This is a genomic window from Akkermansia muciniphila, assembly GCF_900184965.1.
Classification (GTDB): domain Bacteria; phylum Verrucomicrobiota; class Verrucomicrobiia; order Verrucomicrobiales; family Akkermansiaceae; genus Akkermansia; species Akkermansia muciniphila_A.
The window spans coordinates 15,530-32,096 of record NZ_FXYA01000173.1 but is presented as its reverse complement, the minus strand read 5'-3'; the positions used below and the strand labels follow the sequence as shown (position 1 = coordinate 32,096).

14 protein-coding genes and 1 riboswitch are annotated in these 16,567 nt (G+C 57.2%); of the genes, 6 read left to right on the top strand and 8 right to left on the bottom strand.

What is annotated here, in order from left to right; genetic code table 11:
• Positions 1-9: 9 nt before the first annotated feature.
• The 3 genes from CI070_RS05405 to CI070_RS05395 form a co-directional block, all read right to left on the bottom strand.
• Positions 10-2,106 carry a ribonucleoside triphosphate reductase gene (locus CI070_RS05405; RefSeq protein WP_094136534.1) on the bottom strand — a complete coding sequence of 699 codons (2,097 nt, stop codon included), beginning with the start codon at positions 2,104-2,106 and terminating at the stop codon, positions 10-12.
• Positions 2,107-2,261: 155 nt separating this feature from the next.
• Positions 2,262-2,446: riboswitch (cobalamin riboswitch) on the bottom strand.
• Between the two features lie 326 nt (positions 2,447-2,772).
• Complete coding sequence (locus CI070_RS05400; protein ID WP_094136533.1) at positions 2,773-4,497, bottom strand: phosphoethanolamine transferase; 1,725 nt, start codon at positions 4,495-4,497, stop codon at positions 2,773-2,775.
• A gap of 225 nt (positions 4,498-4,722) precedes the next feature.
• A complete protein-coding gene (locus tag CI070_RS05395) occupies positions 4,723-5,271 on the bottom strand; it encodes a rubrerythrin family protein (RefSeq protein ID WP_094136532.1) in 549 nt (182 codons plus the stop codon).
• A gap of 150 nt (positions 5,272-5,421) precedes the next feature.
• Between CI070_RS05395 and CI070_RS05390 the strand changes: the two genes are divergently transcribed.
• Complete coding sequence (locus CI070_RS05390; RefSeq protein WP_218824882.1) at positions 5,422-5,976, top strand: hypothetical protein; 555 nt, start codon at positions 5,422-5,424, stop codon at positions 5,974-5,976.
• A gap of 226 nt (positions 5,977-6,202) precedes the next feature.
• On the opposite strand, the gene CI070_RS05385 is transcribed toward CI070_RS05390, so the two are convergent.
• The gene (locus tag CI070_RS05385; protein ID WP_094136530.1) at positions 6,203-7,330 is read right to left on the bottom strand and encodes a M42 family metallopeptidase; all 1,128 of its coding nucleotides are present in this window, start codon (positions 7,328-7,330) and stop codon (positions 6,203-6,205) included.
• 90 nt (positions 7,331-7,420) lie between these two features.
• Positions 7,421-8,977 (bottom strand): beta-N-acetylhexosaminidase, encoded by a 1,557-nt coding sequence (locus tag CI070_RS05380; RefSeq protein ID WP_256943560.1) that lies wholly within the window; start codon positions 8,975-8,977, stop codon positions 7,421-7,423.
• 222 nt (positions 8,978-9,199) lie between these two features.
• On the opposite strand from CI070_RS05380, the gene CI070_RS05375 reads away from it, so the two are divergent.
• Positions 9,200-10,390, top strand: coding sequence for an MFS transporter (locus CI070_RS05375; protein WP_022197718.1), 1,191 nt, complete (start codon positions 9,200-9,202; stop codon positions 10,388-10,390).
• 8 nt (positions 10,391-10,398) lie between these two features.
• On the opposite strand, the gene CI070_RS05370 is transcribed toward CI070_RS05375, so the two are convergent.
• Positions 10,399-11,544 (bottom strand): alkaline phosphatase, encoded by a 1,146-nt coding sequence (locus CI070_RS05370; RefSeq protein WP_094136560.1) that lies wholly within the window; start codon positions 11,542-11,544, stop codon positions 10,399-10,401.
• An 89-nt stretch (positions 11,545-11,633) separates the two neighbouring features.
• Positions 11,634-12,047, bottom strand: coding sequence for a large conductance mechanosensitive channel protein MscL (gene mscL, locus CI070_RS05365; protein WP_094136528.1), 414 nt, complete (start codon positions 12,045-12,047; stop codon positions 11,634-11,636).
• A gap of 188 nt (positions 12,048-12,235) precedes the next feature.
• On the opposite strand from mscL, the gene CI070_RS05360 reads away from it, so the two are divergent.
• The 4 genes from CI070_RS05360 (at position 12,236) to CI070_RS05345 (ending at position 15,485) form a co-directional block, all read left to right on the top strand.
• Positions 12,236-13,492 carry an aspartate aminotransferase family protein gene (locus tag CI070_RS05360; RefSeq protein WP_094136527.1) on the top strand — a complete coding sequence of 419 codons (1,257 nt, stop codon included), beginning with the start codon at positions 12,236-12,238 and terminating at the stop codon, positions 13,490-13,492.
• A 27-nt stretch (positions 13,493-13,519) separates the two neighbouring features.
• Complete coding sequence (locus CI070_RS05355) at positions 13,520-13,978, top strand: hypothetical protein (protein WP_094136526.1); 459 nt, start codon at positions 13,520-13,522, stop codon at positions 13,976-13,978.
• 123 nt (positions 13,979-14,101) lie between these two features.
• The gene (efp, locus tag CI070_RS05350) at positions 14,102-14,668 is read left to right on the top strand and encodes an elongation factor P (RefSeq protein ID WP_012419922.1); all 567 of its coding nucleotides are present in this window, start codon (positions 14,102-14,104) and stop codon (positions 14,666-14,668) included.
• Positions 14,669-14,831: 163 nt separating this feature from the next.
• The gene (locus CI070_RS05345; protein ID WP_094136525.1) at positions 14,832-15,485 is read left to right on the top strand and encodes a GDSL-type esterase/lipase family protein; all 654 of its coding nucleotides are present in this window, start codon (positions 14,832-14,834) and stop codon (positions 15,483-15,485) included.
• Positions 15,486-15,614: 129 nt separating this feature from the next.
• Here CI070_RS05345 and CI070_RS05340 read toward each other — a convergent pair whose 3' ends face one another.
• Positions 15,615-16,556: a glycoside hydrolase family 16 protein gene (locus CI070_RS05340; RefSeq protein WP_094136524.1), complete on the bottom strand. Its 942-nt coding sequence runs from the start codon at positions 16,554-16,556 to the stop codon at positions 15,615-15,617.
• Between the last annotated feature and the right edge of the window lie 11 nt (positions 16,557-16,567).

The following is a 16,567-nucleotide window of genomic DNA, read 5'->3' as shown; positions in this document are numbered from 1 at the left end:
AGAGGATTTTTATTCATGTCTGTGGATATGAAGCAGCTCCTCATCGCAGAAGGGGCAGTATTCGTGCTCCCCGCGCAGGTAGCCGTGCTTCTCGCAAACGGAGAAGAGGGGGGTGACGGTGAGGTACGGCATGCGGAAACGGGTCAGCACTTTGCGGACAATGTCCCGGCAGGCTTCCGGGGAGCTGATGGCTTCGTTCATGTACATGTGGAAGACGGTTCCTCCCGTGTAGCAGCATTGAAGTTCATCCTGAAGCTGGAGCGCCCGGAACAGGTCGCTCGTGTGGTCCACGGGAAGCTGGGAACTGTTCGTGTAATAACGCTGCCCCACGGGGCCGGCCTGGATGATGTCGGGATAGCGTTTCTGGTCTTCGCGGGCGAAGCGGTGCGTGGTGCCTTCCGCGGGCGTGGCTTCCAGGTTGTACAGGTTGCCGGTTTCTTCCTGGTATTCCTGCATGCGCAAGCGGATGAATTCCAGAATCTCTTCAGCAAAGGCCCTGCCTTCTTCAGAGGTGATGTCCATCGTGTCGTTGGAGAAATTGCGCAGCAGCTCGTTCATGCCGTTGACGCCAATGGTGGAGAAGTGATTGCGGAAGGTGGGCAGGTAGCGTTTGGTGTAGGGATACAGGCCGCGGTCATACATTTCCTGAACGAAGGCCCTTTTCTTTTCCAGGCAGGATTTGGCCAGGTCCAGCAGTTCTCCCAGCCTGGCGAACAGGGCCTCCCGGTTTTGTTTGAACAGGTAGCCCAGCCGGGCCAGGTTGATGGTCACCACGCCGATGGAGCCGGTCATTTCCGCGGAGCCGAAAAGGCCGCCGCCGCGTTTAAGCAGTTCCCGCAGGTCCAGCTGGAGGCGGCAGCACATGGAACGCACGGCATCCGGCTTGTAGGCCCGTTCGTCAGGCACGCGTTCCCCGTGTTCATTGACGGTGTACTGGCTGCCGATGAAGTTCTGGAAGTAGGAGGAACCGATTTTGGCGGCGTTTTCAAACAGGAGAGGCACATTTTCCCCTTCCCAGTCAAAGTCTTCCGTGATGTTGACGGTGGGGATGGGGAAGGTAAAGGGCTGTCCGGTGCTGTCCCCTTCCGTGAGAACTTCGTAAAAGGCCTTGTTGATCAGGTTCATTTCCTTTTGGAAATGCTTGTAGGTCAGCTCCGTCAGCTTGTTGGCGCCGCGTTCCCTCGCCAGGGCGAGCAGGTTCGCGTCTTCTATTCCTTCAAAGAGGTGTTCCCCTCCGCTGAAGGGGGCCTGGTCCCGCAGGTCGCGCGGCACAGTCCAGTCAATCGTGACGTTGGTAAAGGGAGACTGTCCCCAGCGTGAGGGCACGTTCAGGTTATAGACGAAACTGCGGATGTCTTTCTTGATGCGGGGAAAGTCTGTCTGGTCCTTGAAAACGTAGGGCGCCAGGAAGGTGTCAAAGGAGCTGAAGGCCTGAGCGCCGGCCCATTCGCTTTGCAGAATGCCCAGAAAGTTCGCCATCTGGCCCAGGGCTTCCCGGAAGTGGCGGGGCGGCCTGCTGTTCACGCGGCTGCGCACGCCGTTGAATCCTTCATTGAGCAGGTTGCGGAGGCTCCATCCGGCGCAGTATCCGGTCAGGCAATCCAGGTCATGGATGTGGTAATCCCCTTCCCGGTGCGCGGCTCCTTCCCGTACGGAGTAAACCTGGTCCAGCCAATAGTTGGCGATCACTTTGCCCGCCGTGTTGTTGATGAGCCCCGCATTGGAATACGTGGTATTGGAGTTGGCGGCAATGCGCCAGTCGCTTTGGCCGATATATTCCTCTACCGTCTGCTTGCAGTCCACGTAGGTATTGCCGGAATAAAGGCCGCCAAGCTGTTCGCGCTGCATCTTGTGCAGGAAACGGTAGGTGATGAAGGCCTTGGCCGTGTCAAAATATCCGGAGCGGAACAGGGCGCGTTCAATCATGTCCTGAATCTCTTCCACATGCGCGCTGTCCTGATGGCTCAGCTTGGCTTCCACCTCTTCATAGATGGAACGGTTGTAGGCGGTCCCGGAGCTGTGGAAGGCTTTTCTAATGGCCTCTTCAATCTTATAGCCCTGGTATTGTTCCTTTTTCCCGGAACGTTTGATGATGCTTGTTGCCATGGTGGATGTCTCGCTTGGAAAGGGTGGTGACCGCTCATCCGCGAGCCTGGGCAAAAGCCTGGAAAAACCATAGGCAGGGGCCGGCTGCATGCGCGCATTCCCGGAAAGGGGGCATGCTGGAGACCTGTGCGTATGTTCATCCTGTCCGCGGGATGGGGATACGGCAGCATCAGGTCGTCTTCTGGCTTCCGGTGCGACATGTGATGGGGACTTCCCGGCTGCCTGGGCAGCCAGTGTCCGGTCCATCGTCTACCGGTTACAGCGGCGCGTCCGCGACGGATTTTCACCGTCTTCCGTTACCTGCGCTGGAACGCAATGAACCACAGAAAGAGACATCCCGCAAGAAAAATGTATAAATAATGTGTTAAATAATTATTTATATACTATATATAGCACATGAAGGCAGAAAAATGATTGATAACACAGCTTTCTTTTCCGTCATGGCGCCATAGATGCCCCGGCGTTCCTTTTCTGGTCTGGGGAGAGCGGGAAAGCCGTGAACGGAGAATCTTTTGAGTGGTATGCGGGGCGGTTTGGGACGAGGCTTCTCCCATTCGGTCCGCTGCCGGCTGGGAAGCGGAGGCGCGCCGTGTGCGGGAGTGCCTCGGCCCTTCATTGCAAGTCCGGGTACGCCTCCTATTGTTTCTCGCGTGGCGGCCTCCTTTTTTACGGATGCGGTTGCGGCGGCGCGGGAACGGGCAGCCATTCCGCCAGCGTTTCCGGCTGGAGGGGGGCCGGAGTTTCCCGCGCGTCCGGAGAAGTCAGGTTCAGGTCGTTTCTGACGATTTCCGACCGGATGGAAGCCAGGGAAAGAAGGGTATGGAAGATGTGGTCGTGGGAGACGGCTTTCAGCCGGTTGGCTTTCAGGGCGCGCACCATGTCCGGATAGCGTGAGGCGAAAGCGTCCGAATACCAGATGAACATGGCAGGCCGGTAAACGGGCGGCAGAATATGGCCCTGAAACATTTTTCCTTCCTCGCCCAGCGCTACGCCGTGGTCGGAACAGTAAAAATAAATGGCGGGCCTGTTCTTCAACAGTGCAATCATGCGGTGAATGGAGGCATCCAGGTCCACGATGGAATTATCATAAGCATTGACGGTTTCTTCCAGATGGGCCTTGGGGTCGTCCATATTGCAGGATGCCGGGGTAAAACGTTCCGCCTGTGCGGGGTAGCTGAACGCCATATGGCTTCCGTTATTGTAAATGATGTAGAGCTGCCTGTCGCGGCCGTGGCGTTTCAGGGATTTCTCCATGACCAGGGAGGTGCGTTCCTGCATCATTCCGGGCGTCTGGTGCTGGGGCGGCGTCTGTTCCCGTTCGCGGCAGCTCCGTGTCAGGATGCCCAGGGAATAGTCATGAATGGAATCTCCGCTCAAATCCATGATGCGGACAGTATGGAACCCGTGTTTGTTGAACAGGTCAATGAAGGATGAGTGACCGGGGGCGCGGCGGCGCAGTTCCGCGTCCGTAAACATGCCGATGGCTGAAATTCTGGTCACAATGCCGAAGGAGGTGGCGTGGGGGAAGGAGACGACGTTGGACTCTCTGGAAAGCCGGGGCATCGTATTCCGGTGGTACCCGTTCAGGGGAAGATGGTCCGCCCGGACGCTTTCCCCCATGTGGAAAACCACGGCCAGGTCATCCGGGGCTTCGCAGCGGGAAAGGGGCTCCGCGCAGGACGGCAGATTCCGCAATGTGTTGAAACGCCCCGCATCCTGGGTGACGTATTCGTCCGCCAGTTTGTACGTCATTGTGAAATCCACGAGAGGCCAGCCTTTTGCTTTGTCGGACGTATAATAAAGATAAAGGGGTTCCGAGCTGTAGGAGGCTGCCGGAATGCTCAGCAGCAGAAGGGCCCCGTACAGGCTCCAAATGCATGTCAGTGCGCCCCATGTGGCTTTTTGGCGCAGGGAACGGCGGCTCCAGTAGATGGCCAGGTAGATAAACCCGGTCAGAAGCAGTGTTCCTGCAATGGATGCGGGGGTACAGAAAGCGCAGGCTTCCCGGAAATTGGTCTCCGCCATGCTGGAAAGCACGGAAAGGTTCAGGGTCAATCCGTACCGCATCTGCATCATGTACAGGCCCGCATTAAACAGGATAATGACCGGAAGAAGGACATAGGCGGTGAAGCGGTATTTCAGGCAGAAAAGAATGGTGCCGCAGAGCAGGGACGCGGAGCAGGCGATGCCCAGGCAGCTCATCAACAGGCTTTGGCCGTCGTTGAGCACATAGGGATTAGCCGCCAGAGCCCCCGCAAGTCCGGCCGTCCAAAGGCATCGCATGCGGCGGGGAATGAACGCGGAGCGCAGAGCCTGGCAGATAACGGTCAACAGGCCGTATGTGGACGGATACCGTTCTGCGGAACCGGCGGATGCATGGGGAGGGATCATCGCAAAGAAGGGATAAAATTCTTCCTGCTTAAAGCAGGGGAAATATTATAAGGGTTTCAAAATGAATCGCAAGCAGAATATGGGAGAAGCTTTTCCCGGAGTGCCCCGCCTCCGTAGAAAAGAGAAGTTTTCTTTCATGGACTGCTCTGGAAAAACAGAAAACCGCCCGGGATATTCCGGGCGGTTTTCAGGTGCCGTGGATGGTCCCCGGCATTCAAACGGAGTTTATCCGATGACAAGGAATTTTTCAGTCTTGGCGCCGCAGAGGGGGCATGCGTCCACGCCTTCCAGAGATCTGAAGGTATCTCCGCAAACCAGGCATATCCAGTATTGCCTGGGCAGGGAACTGGTGTCTCCGCTTTCCAGGGCTTTCAGGGCGACGGAATAAAAATCGGCATGTTCTTTTTCCGCTTCCGTGGCCCACGTGAAGGAGCGGACGGCGGCTTTCTGCCCTTCCTCTTCCGCCACAGCGATGAATTCCGGATACATGCTCTCGAATTCATGGGTTTCCCCGGCAATGGCGGCTTTCAGGTTTTCCGCGGTGGTCCCTACATGGATCTGGATATCGATGGGTTCCATGGTTGCCCCCAGCTTTTCCAGAACCTTGTGGTGGTTGGCGGCGTGGACGGATTCCGCCTTGGAGGCGGCTTCAAACAATTTCTGAATAAGGGGCTGCCCTTCCTGGGCGGCTTTGGCGGCATAGGCCGCGTAAGTGGCGGAGGCGGTGCTTTCGCCCGTAATGGCAGCTTTCAGGTTTTCTATGGTTTTAGTCATCGGAAGTGAATTTATAATAATTCTAAAAAGATGCAACTGAAAAAATCCTTCGCGGGAGGAAAAAATGCAAATCTTTCTGCGGCATCACGGGAAGCCGTTACACAATGATTCATTGACGCATGCATGGCGAGCCTGTACAACAGAAACGTTATGAAGAGCATTGTAACAATTAGTTCGGCATGTGCCCTGGCATTTGCAGGTATGGCTTCCGCCCAGGATGCCCCGGCTCCGGCGCCCGCGCCGGCCGCTGAAACCCCTGCCGCGCCCGCTGCGCCGGCTGCTGAAGTTTCCAAGGAAGCGAAGGAAGCCGCCGATCAGATGCTGGCGTTGATGAAGGAAATATCCGCCACGCTCAGCACGGTGAAGGACAAGGCTACTGCAGACGCGGCTGCGGAAAAGATGGCGAAGATTAATGAAAAGGGAGAAGCCCTTTCCAAGAGCGCCCAGAAGGTCCAGGCTGAAATGGATGCCGCCATGCAGGCGCGCCAGGCCGAGCTTCTGCCCATTTTCGTGGGCATGATGAACGACATGCAGCGTTTGCAGCAGGCCGATTTTTACGGAAGCCAGGCTCTGAAAGACGCCATGAAGCAGACCGGCGCTGCCGGTCCGGAAGAAGATGTGGAAGTGGAGGAAGAGGTGGAAGTGGAAGCAGTTCCGGCCCCCGCTCCCGCTCAGAAGGAAGCGTCTGCCCCCGCGGCCAAGTAACTTTCTTTTTCGGGATTGTTTCTCCTCCGGCATTGCAAGATGCCGGAGGATTTTTTTATGGCAGGGCCGGCTGAAAAGGCCGCCGGAGGTATGACTCAGGCGCCTGCGGTATGATTGGCTGAGTGGAGGATTGTGCCCGGAACACCTGAAGGCAGTTGGAAACAGGCAGGCCGCCTCCGTTTCCGGGGCGGCCTGCCGGGAGATGATGGATTAATGGCCAGATTTGTTATTTGGCCTTTTTCTTCTTGGCGGCGGCTTTGGTAGCTTTGGCAGGTTTTTCCGCCGGGCATTCGTTGACGGAGTTCCAGGACCAGTCCCATTTGTCCACGTTCATGGCACAGGCAGTCAGGAGCGCTACGGAAGCGTCCAGGTCGTCCTTGTGAGCCATTTCAATAACCTGGTGCACATTGCGGGTGGGTACGGAAATAGCCCCAGCAATGGAGCCGCCCGGAACGAATTTCTGCATGGCGCCGGCATCCGTGCCTCCCGCCGGCAGCATTTCCGTCTGCCATTTAATTTTGTGGGCGTCTGCCATGGCCTTCATGAACTTGACCATGCGGCGGTCTGCAATGACGGAACCGTCATACAGCTTGATGGCGGCGCCTGCGCCCAGGTGGGAAACCTGGTCATGCGCCGGGGTTCCGGGAATGTCACAGGCGATGGTGACGTCCAGGGCAATGGAGAAATCCGGTTGGATGTCCAGCGTGCCGGCCTGCGCGCCCCTCAGGCCCACTTCTTCCTGAACGGTAAAGGCGGCCACGAATTTGCAGGAAGGCTTTTTCTTGGAAGCTTTGATGGCGCGGAGGGCTTCAATCAGCACGTAGCACCCGGCGCGGTTGTCCAGGGATTTGACGTTCACGCAATCCCCCATTTCCACCAAATCCCGTTCGCGGGTAACGGAGTCGCCCACGGAAACGTATTTTTCCACTTCCTCCTTGCTCATGCCCAGGTCAATGAAGAAATCGGTCACTTCCGGCAGCTTGGTGCGTTCCGCCGGGGACATGACGTGGATGGGTTTCACGCCCATGACGCCGATGAGGTCTTTTTTGCCGTGGACGATGACGCGCTGGGCCGTCAGCGTCTTGGCGTCAAAGCCGCCCAGAGGCAGGAATTTGATAAACCCCTTGTCGTCAATGTGGCGGACCATGAACCCGATTTCATCCATGTGGGCGGCGGCCATCATGGTCTTTTCCGTGTTCTTGCCTTCCACGATGGCAATCACGCTGCCCATGTTGTCCACGCGCACGGCGTCCACCAGCGGGGCCACTTCCTGAATGATGAAATCGCGGATTTTGTCTTCAAACCCCGGAGCGCCCGGAGTCACGCAAACCTGACGAAGCAGTTCCAAATTCATAATGCCGTCAATGTAATGGTTTTCATGAAGGTTGGCTAGCCCATAATGCGGCCTTCGGAAGGAGACGCCGCAGGAGCCCGTCCGCCGCGCTTAACGGCATTCCCGGGTAATGACGGCATCCGGCCGTGCGGGGGCTCCGTTATCCGGCCTTTTGTAGTTGACGTTATGGGCGTCCAGAAAAGGAAGCTGGCGGTCGAGGCGCTTACGGAAGTCCTTCTCGTTTTTCTGATCTTTGGGGGTCCAGGCTACTTCCGCAAGCGCCAGGGCGCGGGGGAAGACGTGGTATTCCCATTTCGGCAGGTTAGGGATGTATTCCGCCCAGATGTTCGCCTGGCAGCCCAGCACCTGTTTTTCCCGTTCCCGGGGCGTTCCCTGCGGGACGGGGTCCAGCCCGTAAACGCGCTGCCAGGTCAGGTTGTCGTTATTGATGGTTTCATACTCCGGCGCTGAGGGTTTGCCGGGCCCCTGGTCATAGTCAAAGTACAAGTGGCTGTTGGGCGTCATCACCACGTCGTTGCCCTGTTCCAGAGCGTGCCGCGCGCTGTTCGGCATCCAGCTGCGCCAGACCATCATGGTGGCGGTGGGGGAGAGGCCTCCTTCTTGGATTTCATCCCAGCCGATGAGCCTTTTTCCGCGGCTGTTGATCATTTTTTCCACGCGGCGGATAAAGTAGCTCTGGAGTTCATGCTCGTTGACCAGGCCGTTGTCCCTCATGACCTGCTGCGCCGTGGGGGACTGCTTCCACTGGTCCTTGGGGGCTTCATCCCCGCCGATGTGGATATAGGGGCTGTCCGGGAACAGGGCGCACACTTCGTCAATGACGTCTTCCAGAAAACGGAAGGTTTTTTCCGTGGGAGCGAAGGTGTAGGGATGCACGCCCCAGGTTTCCTGCACCTTGGGCGCATAGCCCGGAATGTCCGTGTTGCCCAGTTCCGGATACGCGGCAATGGCGGCGGAGGCGTGGCCCGGCATTTCCACCTCCGGAATGACGGTAATGCCGCGGTTTTTGGCGTACCGCACCACTTCCCGGATTTCTTCCGGAGTGTAATGGCCGGAGTAGGGCGCGCCGTCCGCCTTGTTGCGGCTGCCGATGACGGGGGACTGCGCCCGGACTCCTCCCACGGTGGTCAGCCTGGGGTATTTGGAGACCGGGAGCCTCCATCCCTGGTCGTCCGTCAGGTGCCAGTGCAGGGTGTTGAATTTGTACCTTTCCATCAAATCCAGAATCTTTTTGATGTCCCGCACGGGCATCATGTGGCGGCAGCTGTCCATCATCAGGCCGCGCCATGAGAAGCGGGGCCGGTCCTCCACGTCCAGCCTGGGCAGGGCCGGATCTCCATTCCTGTCGGCAGCGACGCTTTGCACAAGGGATTGAAGGGCATACAAAGCGCCATTCACGGAACCGGAGGCAATGGAGATGGAATCCGGCGTTACGGCAAGGCGGTAGCCTTCCCTGCCCAGGGACGCGTCTTCCGTAAAGATGATGTCCGCTTTGTTTTTAACCAGCACCGTATTGATTCCATTATCGCGGAAAATCCGTTCCGCCTGCCTGGAAAGCGGATTTTCTTCCGGGAGCCTGACGCCGTTTTTCAGGGAAAAGCCGCTTTCTCCGGTTTGGGCGCGCAGGGCGGCGGGCCGGGGAATCATATGGGGCGTTTCGAGAACCGGAGCGGACGGGGCGCCCCAGCAAACAGAAAACAGGCTGACAACCGTGGCAGGAAAAATACACTTGGAAATCATAGCGTACGTAAATACGCGGCATTTTCCGGAAAAATTCCGTTTCGGGGTTATTTTTGCAAATGCAGAGAAAACCGGCATATGAAAATAGCGGTTGTTCCGCCCGGGCGCCTGTGAGAGTATTCCCGCGCTATGAATGAAGCCGCTTCCCCCCGCATCAGGAAGACGATGGTATTTGTGCTGCTGGCGCTTTTTCTGGGCCAGTTCGGAAGCGGTGTGTATGATCTCATTTTCAGCAATTTCCTGCGTGATGCCCAGCATCTTGACGTGGAGATGCGCGGACTGATTGAATTCCCCCGGGAATTGCCCGGCATCCTGTCTCTTTTTGTGGTCAGCCTGCTTTTCATGTTTAATGAGGTCCGCATGGCCGGGGTGGCGTGCCTGCTGATGTTCGGCGGCATGTACGCGTTGGCTTTCTGCGGCGCCGGAACCAGCCTGTGGACTTTGTCTGCGTGGATTTTGACGGTGAGTCTGGGTCAGCATATCCTGATGGGCATGATTGACACCATTGTCATCCATACGGCGAGGCCGGAAAACCGCAGTCTGCGGCTCGGCCAGATGAAGGCTCTGGGAACGGCGGCCGCGCTGCTGGGCGCGCTGTGCGTGTGGATCAAGTGGAAATTCAATCAATCTTTTGCCGTGGACTTTTTCGTCACGGGGGGCGTGTGCCTGCTGGCGTCCCTGTTCCTGAGCCGGGTGAAGACGCCCGTCTTCCCGCAGCGGCGCGGATGGAGGCAATGTTTCGTCTTCAAGCGCAGATATGCCGTTTATTATGGATTGGAAATTCTGCACGGCATCCGCAAGCAGCTTTATCTGACCTTCGGTTTCTGGCTGATGGTCAGCACGCTGGGCCAGTCTCCCGGATATATAGGAAAAACCCTGCTCATGGCCGGCGTCATCGGGCTGGTCACTCAACCCCTGATCGGCTGGAGCATCAAGCGCTACGGGGAACGGAAGGTGACGATTTTCGACAGCGTGGCGCTGTCCCTCCTGTGCCTGGCATACGCCTTCGCTCCGGAACTGCTGCCCCTGCATTGGGCCGTGGGAGTAGTGACCGCCTGCTTTGTCCTGGACAACCTGCTGTTTGCCCTGGGCATGGCCCGAAGCACCTACGTGGCCCGCATCTGCGAGAAGCCGGAGGACATTACGCCAAGCATTTACACCGGGCTGGCCATCAATCATGTGGCTTCTATCGCTTACGGCGTGCTGGGCGGCGTGATCTGGATGAATACGGGCGGCCCGCAAGCGGTGTTCCTGATAGGCGGTGCGGCTACCGTCGGGGCCGGGCTGGTGGCGCGGCGCATGGACAGGCCGCAGCCTTGACCGGGCGCCTAACGCACGGGTTTGTCCGCACCCTTTTTAAGGGCGTTCATAATCTTGTTGAAGATATCCGTATTTTCATAAATGCCGGTGAAGGCGCCGCTTCCCGCGCCGAAGGCATACACCGGAACAGCCACGCCGTCATGACTGCCGGAACCGAACCGGCCCGTTATTTCCCCCTGTTCCCGGCTGCCGCCCGTGAGAGCGAACGCGCCCGTATTATGGTCCGCCGTGATGACGACCAGGGTGCCGGGTTGTTTGGAGGCCCAGTCAAGCACGGCTCCCGCAGTCCGGTCAAAATCAAGGAGCTCTTCCATCATTTCTTCCAGATTGTTGCTGTGGGCCGCCTTGTCAATGTTGGACCCTTCAATCATCAGGAAAAATCCGTTGGGATTCCGGGAAAGGGTATCCAGGGCTTTCACTGCGGCCTGGCGGAAAACGTCGCCCCGTTTGGAGGGAGGGGGAAGATTACCCGGAGCGGCGACAACCAGCGTTTTTCCGGAAGGCAAGGCGCCGGCTTCTTCCCAGGAGCGGGCGACACGGTAGCCCTGCGCCTGCATCTCCTGGAAAATATCCCTGCCGTCCGGCCTCTGCGTGAAGTATTTGCCGCCGCCGCCAAAGATGAAATCGGCGCGGGAATGGGGGTAATCCCCGATGATGCCGTAAGCATCCGATCTTTTTTCATTATTGGCGCAGAAAGATGCCGGGGTGGCGTCATTCAGCTCGCAGGTGGCGATGACGCCGGTGGATTTGCCCATGTCCGCAGCCTTGTCCACCAGGGAATCCAGCTTGTTGCCCCTGGGGCATACGGCGACCCGATGGTAAAGCGTCTTGGTGCCTGTCGCCATGGCGGTGCCCGCAGCGGCGGAGTCCGTGACCAGCTTGTCCGCGCACCATGTTTTGGAAATGCCCGTAACAGGACAGTTTTCAATAAACAGGCGGCCTCTGTTGGCCGCCCATGCCGCAGAAAGGTGATGAATGCCCATTCCGTCCCCAATCATCAGAATCACGTTGGTGACGGGAAGGCTGCGGTCAGGTTCCGGGATTTCCGTCACCGGATAGGGGCGTTCCAGAATGAAGCGCTGGTTTTCCGCCGCCGGAAGCAGGGACGGGGCAAGAAAGAGGGCAAAGGCTAAAAGGCGCAGCGGAGAAGTCATGCAATCACTTTCCCGTCTGCGGCGGAACAAGTAAAGAGGAAAAAACATGCCGGTCCCGCATGGAACCGGCATGAACCGTTCAAAAGAACTTATTTGTCGTCCGCCTGTTTTTGCAGGATGTCCCGGATCTGTTCCAGAAGGACGACGTCATCCGGCTTGGGAGCAGGGGCGGCCGGAGCTTCTTCGCTCTTGCGCCTCAGGGCTCCGATCAGCTTGATGGCTACAAAGACGGAGAAGGCGATGATGAGGAAGTCAATGGTCGCCTGGAGCAATTCACCGTATTTTAATTCCACATCGCCCAGTTTCAGCACCAGGTATGCCAGGTTGACCCCGGAAGTAAGGTAACCGATGATGGGGGTGATAATGCTGGAGACGAAGACGGAGACGATTTTATTGAATGCGCCGCCGATGACGACAGCCACCGCCAGGTCAATAACGTTCCCTTTAAGGGCGAATGCCTTGAATTCTTCCAGAAAGCCTTTGAGGTTGAAAAAATGAGCCATAGTGAATTATTACTGGTTGCGGTGATTATTCTGCCTTTAAAATGATAAAAGAAAAGAAAAATGAATGGTCGCCGGACAAAGATATGACCGTCTTCCGGGATAAAATGCGGGAATCATGACGTGGCTCCCAAAAAAATCATTTACAGACGGGGCCAGAAGCGCAAACTACGCCCATATTACCTTAACTTATGAACACAGAAGAAAAGCTCAACCAGTACGTACTCCATTCCTATGGCCGTTATCCCATGGCTGCCGTCCGCGGGGAAGGCTCCCGACTGTGGGACAGCACGGGGAAGTGCTATCTGGACTTCTGTGCCGGCATTGCGACCTGCGTGCTCGGGCACTGCCACCCTGCGGTGACGCAGGCCCTGCAGAAGCAGGCCGCCACCCTGGTACATTGCTCCAACCTGTACCAGATCCCCCAGCAGGCGGATCTGGCGGAATTCATCGTGACCAAATGCGTGGAGCGTCCGGGGAAAATCTTTTTCTCCAACAGCGGTGCGGAATCCAATGACGGTTTAATCAAAGTAGCGCGCCGTTACGGGCACCGCAAGCCCCAGCCGGACGGCAAGCCCCGTTATGAGGTGCTCACGTTCAACAAATCCTTCCACGGGAGGACGCTGGGCAGCATGTCCGCCACGGGGCAGGATAAAATCAAAATCGGCTTTGACCCCATGCTGCCGGGATTCCGCCATTTGCCTTTCAACGATCTGGAAACGGTCCGCGAAGCCATCAGGCCGGAAACGGTGGCCTTCATGCTGGAGACCGTCCAGGGAGAAGGAGGGGTCAACTGCGTGACCCCGGAATTTCTGCGCGGACTGGCGCAGTTGTGCAGGGAGCACGATCTTCTGCTGTTGATGGATGAAGTGCAGTGCGGCTTTGGCCGCTGCGGCGACATCATGGGATGGCGCGCCGTGGCTCCGGACGTGGAGCCGGACGGCGTTTCCTGGGCCAAGGCTCTCGGCGGCGGGTTCCCCATCGGCGGCTTCTGGATTTCCGACCGCGCCATTGACGGCCAGGGTACGGAGCTTTCTTCCATCATGGACCCCGGTTCCCATGGCTCCACGTATGGAGGCAATCCGCTCGGCACTGCGGTAGGCCTGGCCGTGCTGCGGGAAGTTGTTTCCCAGGGGCTCCCGGAGAGGGCGCGGCGCCTGGGCGCGGCAATTCGCAAGGAAATAGAATCCTGGAACCTGCCTGTTGTCCAGGGCGTGCGTGGGCTGGGCCTGCTGCTGGGCATTGGCCTGAACCCGGAAATGGTGGCCGCGCCGGAGGGCAAGACGATTGCCTCCGTAGTGGTGGAGGCCCTGCGGCAGGAAGGGCTGCTTTCCGTTCCCGCCGGGCCGGAAACCGTCCGTCTGCTGCCGCCGCTGAACGTAAGTGAAGAGGAAATCCAGCAGGCTCTGGCCATCATCAGGCGCGTGCTTAAAACGTACGCCAAATAGAACGCCGCCCCTATTTGCTTTATTGTTATGAAGGAAGAAGCCATTAAAGCCCCCGGCAGCACGATAAAGCAATATTCCATCATGCTCCAGAACCGGGTGGGGGCCCTGACCGCCCTCCTCGGCCTGCTGGACATGCACGGCATTTTCTGCCTGGGATTCAGCATGCAGGACTGCCATGAGGCGACCATTGCGCGTCTGATTGTCAGCGATCCGGAACGGACGTCTGAAATTTTTCTGGAGAAGGGTATTTGCTATACGGAATCCGGGGTGCTGGTGGCGGTGCTCCGCCATGGCCCCGCAGACCTCAAAAAATGCCTGGATGCGCTGTACGCCGCGGAAATGAACGTCAACTTTCTCTATCCCCTGCTGCCTTGCGTGAGGCGCGGGTCGCTGGTGGCTCTTCACGTGGAGGATCTCAACTTCGGGCGCACCGTGCTGAATTCCAGCGGCATCAAAGTCCTGTTCCAGCAGGACCTCAGCCGGTAGGAATGGCCGTTTTCCCTTTCTTCCCCGCTTCCCTGTTCAGGAGCGTTTTCCCCAAGCGCCTCAAGGGGTTGCCCGTTTTTTTCGCCTTGACGGGAGGGGAAAACATGGTATGGTACGGGCCGCATGGCAAAAGTACCCGTAATCAATCTTCGCAAGGGACACGCGGTCAATTACAACAATGACGTTTGCGTTGTAGTCAGCATGGAGCACAAGTGCCCCCCCCGCATGGCTTCCTATGTGCAAATGAGCATCCGCAGCATTTCCACTAAAAAGGTATATAACCTTCGCCTGACTTCCAATGAATCCCTGGAAGGCGTCAACCTCGCCCGTGAGGAATATGAGTTCAGCTACATTGACGGCATGGGTTATCACTTCATGAATCCGGATACATACGAAGACATCACCGTGTCTCCGGAAATCGTGGAACCCGTCAAGGATTATCTGATGGAAGGCAATATCTACATCCTGCTTTTCACGGATGAAACGGTCGTTTCCGTGGAACTCCCCGCCGCCATCACCATGGAAGTGGCGGAAGCTCCTGAAGGCGTCAAGGGTGACAGCGCGAACAATGTTTACAAATCCGCCACGATGACCACCGGACTGGTGGTGCAGGTGCCCCTGTTCATCAAGCCCGGTGAAAAGATTTCCGTAAAGACGGAAGACGGTTCCTATCTGGGCCGCGTAAACTGATCCGTCCCTCTTTCCGTTATTTGAAGGGCCCCGTCCGGTTTGTCCGGATGGGGCTTTTTTCATGCCGCAATTCCGCAGGAAAAGACCAGCGGACGGGCCGGAGTGAAGGCTTTACTTTCAGAGGCGTTTCCAGTAAGCCATTTCCATCAGATTATTTTTCGCCATGAAAAATCTTATTGTTTTGTTGTGGATGGGGCTGCTGGCCGTTTTTCTGCCGGCGGACGGCTTTTCCGCTGTAAAGCTGGCCTGTCTGGGAGACAGCATTACTGCCGGGCTGGGAGTCAGGAAAGAAGAGTGCTGGGTGTCCCGTGCGGCGGAGGCTCTGGGCAAGAAGGCGGAGGTGGGCAACTTCGGCGTATCGGCCCGTTGTCTGCTGTTCAAGGGGGATCGCCCTATTACGCGGGAAAAGGCTTATCGGGATGCTTTGGCGTTCCAACCTGACATTTTATTGGTGGGGTTGGGCACCAATGACAGCAAAAAAGTGAATTGGAGCCACAAGGAAGATTTTGTAAGCAATTATAAGGAAGTCATCGCAGAATTCCGGAAACGGAACCCCAGGCTGAAAGTGTACTGCCTGCTTCCTGTCCCGTCACAGGAAGCCAGGGCCGGGGGAATCAGCAGGGAATGCATTGAAAAGGAGGTTATTCCTCTTATCAGGCAGGCGGCGAAAAGCACCGGATCCAAAGTAATTGATTTCAACAAGGTGATGAAGGGCCGTGAAAGCCTGCTGGCGGATGGCGTGCATCCTAACGCAGAGGGCCACGCCCTTATGGCGGAACATGTTCTTCTGGTTCTCAAGGGGAAAGCTAAAGAATAACGGCTGGCCTCCCGTTTCCGAAGGATGGAAACCGAGGGATAGAGGCATCATGCCTGTGGGAGTATTTTTGCTCCGGCTATCCCATGCGCCGCAATTCCTGCTCTTGTTCCCGTTTCCGGAAAAGGACGGTTACTTTTCCGTCCGGTATGGAATGGTTCCCTTATGGGGGGAGTCCTTTTTCTGGTAAATGCGAACGTAGTCTATTTCATATTTCTGGGGAAGCGGCAGTTTGCCCAGATCTCCGCCGGTGGCGCCCAGGGCCAGGTTCAGGATGATGTAGTGCGGCTGGCGGAAGGGGTTGGCGATTTCCTTGTAAGAAGCATTGACGATATTATCCAGGGGAGTCCGGTTCAGCAGAATATCGTCCGCATACAGGCGCACTTCCTGTTCATCCCAGTCCATACGGAAGACATGGAAGCTGTCCGCCCAGTCCGCGTGTTTTTCCTGAAGCCATTTGAGCGGCGTGTAAGTGGTGCTCCATTTGCCCACGTGTTTTTTGGGGGAACCCCAGCAGAGATTGGCCAGATAGGTGGACTGGTAATACTCCATGATATCTATTTCCCCGCACATGGGCCACTTTTCCTTGACGCCCAGGGTCCAGAAAGCAGGCCACATGCCTTCCCGCGGGCTGAATCTGGCCCGGATTTCAAACCGCCCGTACAACCAGGAAAATTTGCCGCGCGTCGTCAGGGAGGCAGAGGTGTATTCCGCCTCCTTCCGCGTCGTCTGCCAGTTTTTCCCCGCCGGATCGTAATGGGGATTGGCATGTTTTTCCTTCCTGCCTTCAATAATCAGCATGCCGTCTTTGCAACAGGCGTTTTCCGGCTGGTACCATTGCGCTTCCTTGTTGCGGACGAAACCGTGTTCATAATTCCATTTGGCGGGGTCCGGACGGCCGTCTTTGTCGAATTCGTCGTGCCAGACAAGTTCGTAGTCGGAATAATCCGCTTTTTCCACGACTCTCTCCGTTTTTTTGACGCCGTCTCCGTGGAGGGTGTAAAGCTGGGCGTGGAGGGGGGTGGACAACAAGGCCGCGCTGGCCAGGACTTTGAATAGAGGAGGCATGTTCATGGGGGAAAATA

What these genes read in the sequence shown, in the direction of transcription:
- CI070_RS05395 (WP_094136532.1), bottom strand. Translation starts at nt 5,271, where the DNA reads ATGACTAAAACCATAGAAAACCTGAAAGCTGCCATTACGGGCGAAAGC.
- CI070_RS05385 (WP_094136530.1), bottom strand. Translation starts at nt 7,330, where the DNA reads ATGAATTTGGAACTGCTTCGTCAGGTTTGCGTGACTCCGGGCGCTCCG.
- CI070_RS05375 (WP_022197718.1), top strand. Translation starts at nt 9,200, where the DNA reads ATGAATGAAGCCGCTTCCCCCCGCATCAGGAAGACGATGGTATTTGTG.
- CI070_RS05345 (WP_094136525.1), top strand. Translation starts at nt 14,832, where the DNA reads ATGAAAAATCTTATTGTTTTGTTGTGGATGGGGCTGCTGGCCGTTTTT.
- CI070_RS05340 (WP_094136524.1), bottom strand. Translation starts at nt 16,556, where the DNA reads ATGAACATGCCTCCTCTATTCAAAGTCCTGGCCAGCGCGGCCTTGTTG.
- CI070_RS05360 (WP_094136527.1), top strand. Translation starts at nt 12,236, where the DNA reads ATGAACACAGAAGAAAAGCTCAACCAGTACGTACTCCATTCCTATGGC.
- CI070_RS05390 (WP_218824882.1), top strand. Translation starts at nt 5,422, where the DNA reads ATGAAGAGCATTGTAACAATTAGTTCGGCATGTGCCCTGGCATTTGCA.
- CI070_RS05405 (WP_094136534.1), bottom strand. Translation starts at nt 2,106, where the DNA reads ATGGCAACAAGCATCATCAAACGTTCCGGGAAAAAGGAACAATACCAG.
- CI070_RS05355 (WP_094136526.1), top strand. Translation starts at nt 13,520, where the DNA reads ATGAAGGAAGAAGCCATTAAAGCCCCCGGCAGCACGATAAAGCAATAT.
- CI070_RS05380 (WP_256943560.1), bottom strand. Translation starts at nt 8,977, where the DNA reads ATGATTCCCCGGCCCGCCGCCCTGCGCGCCCAAACCGGAGAAAGCGGC.
- CI070_RS05400 (WP_094136533.1), bottom strand. Translation starts at nt 4,497, where the DNA reads ATGATCCCTCCCCATGCATCCGCCGGTTCCGCAGAACGGTATCCGTCC.
- CI070_RS05370 (WP_094136560.1), bottom strand. Translation starts at nt 11,544, where the DNA reads ATGACTTCTCCGCTGCGCCTTTTAGCCTTTGCCCTCTTTCTTGCCCCG.
- efp (WP_012419922.1), top strand. Translation starts at nt 14,102, where the DNA reads ATGGCAAAAGTACCCGTAATCAATCTTCGCAAGGGACACGCGGTCAAT.
- mscL (WP_094136528.1), bottom strand. Translation starts at nt 12,047, where the DNA reads ATGGCTCATTTTTTCAACCTCAAAGGCTTTCTGGAAGAATTCAAGGCA.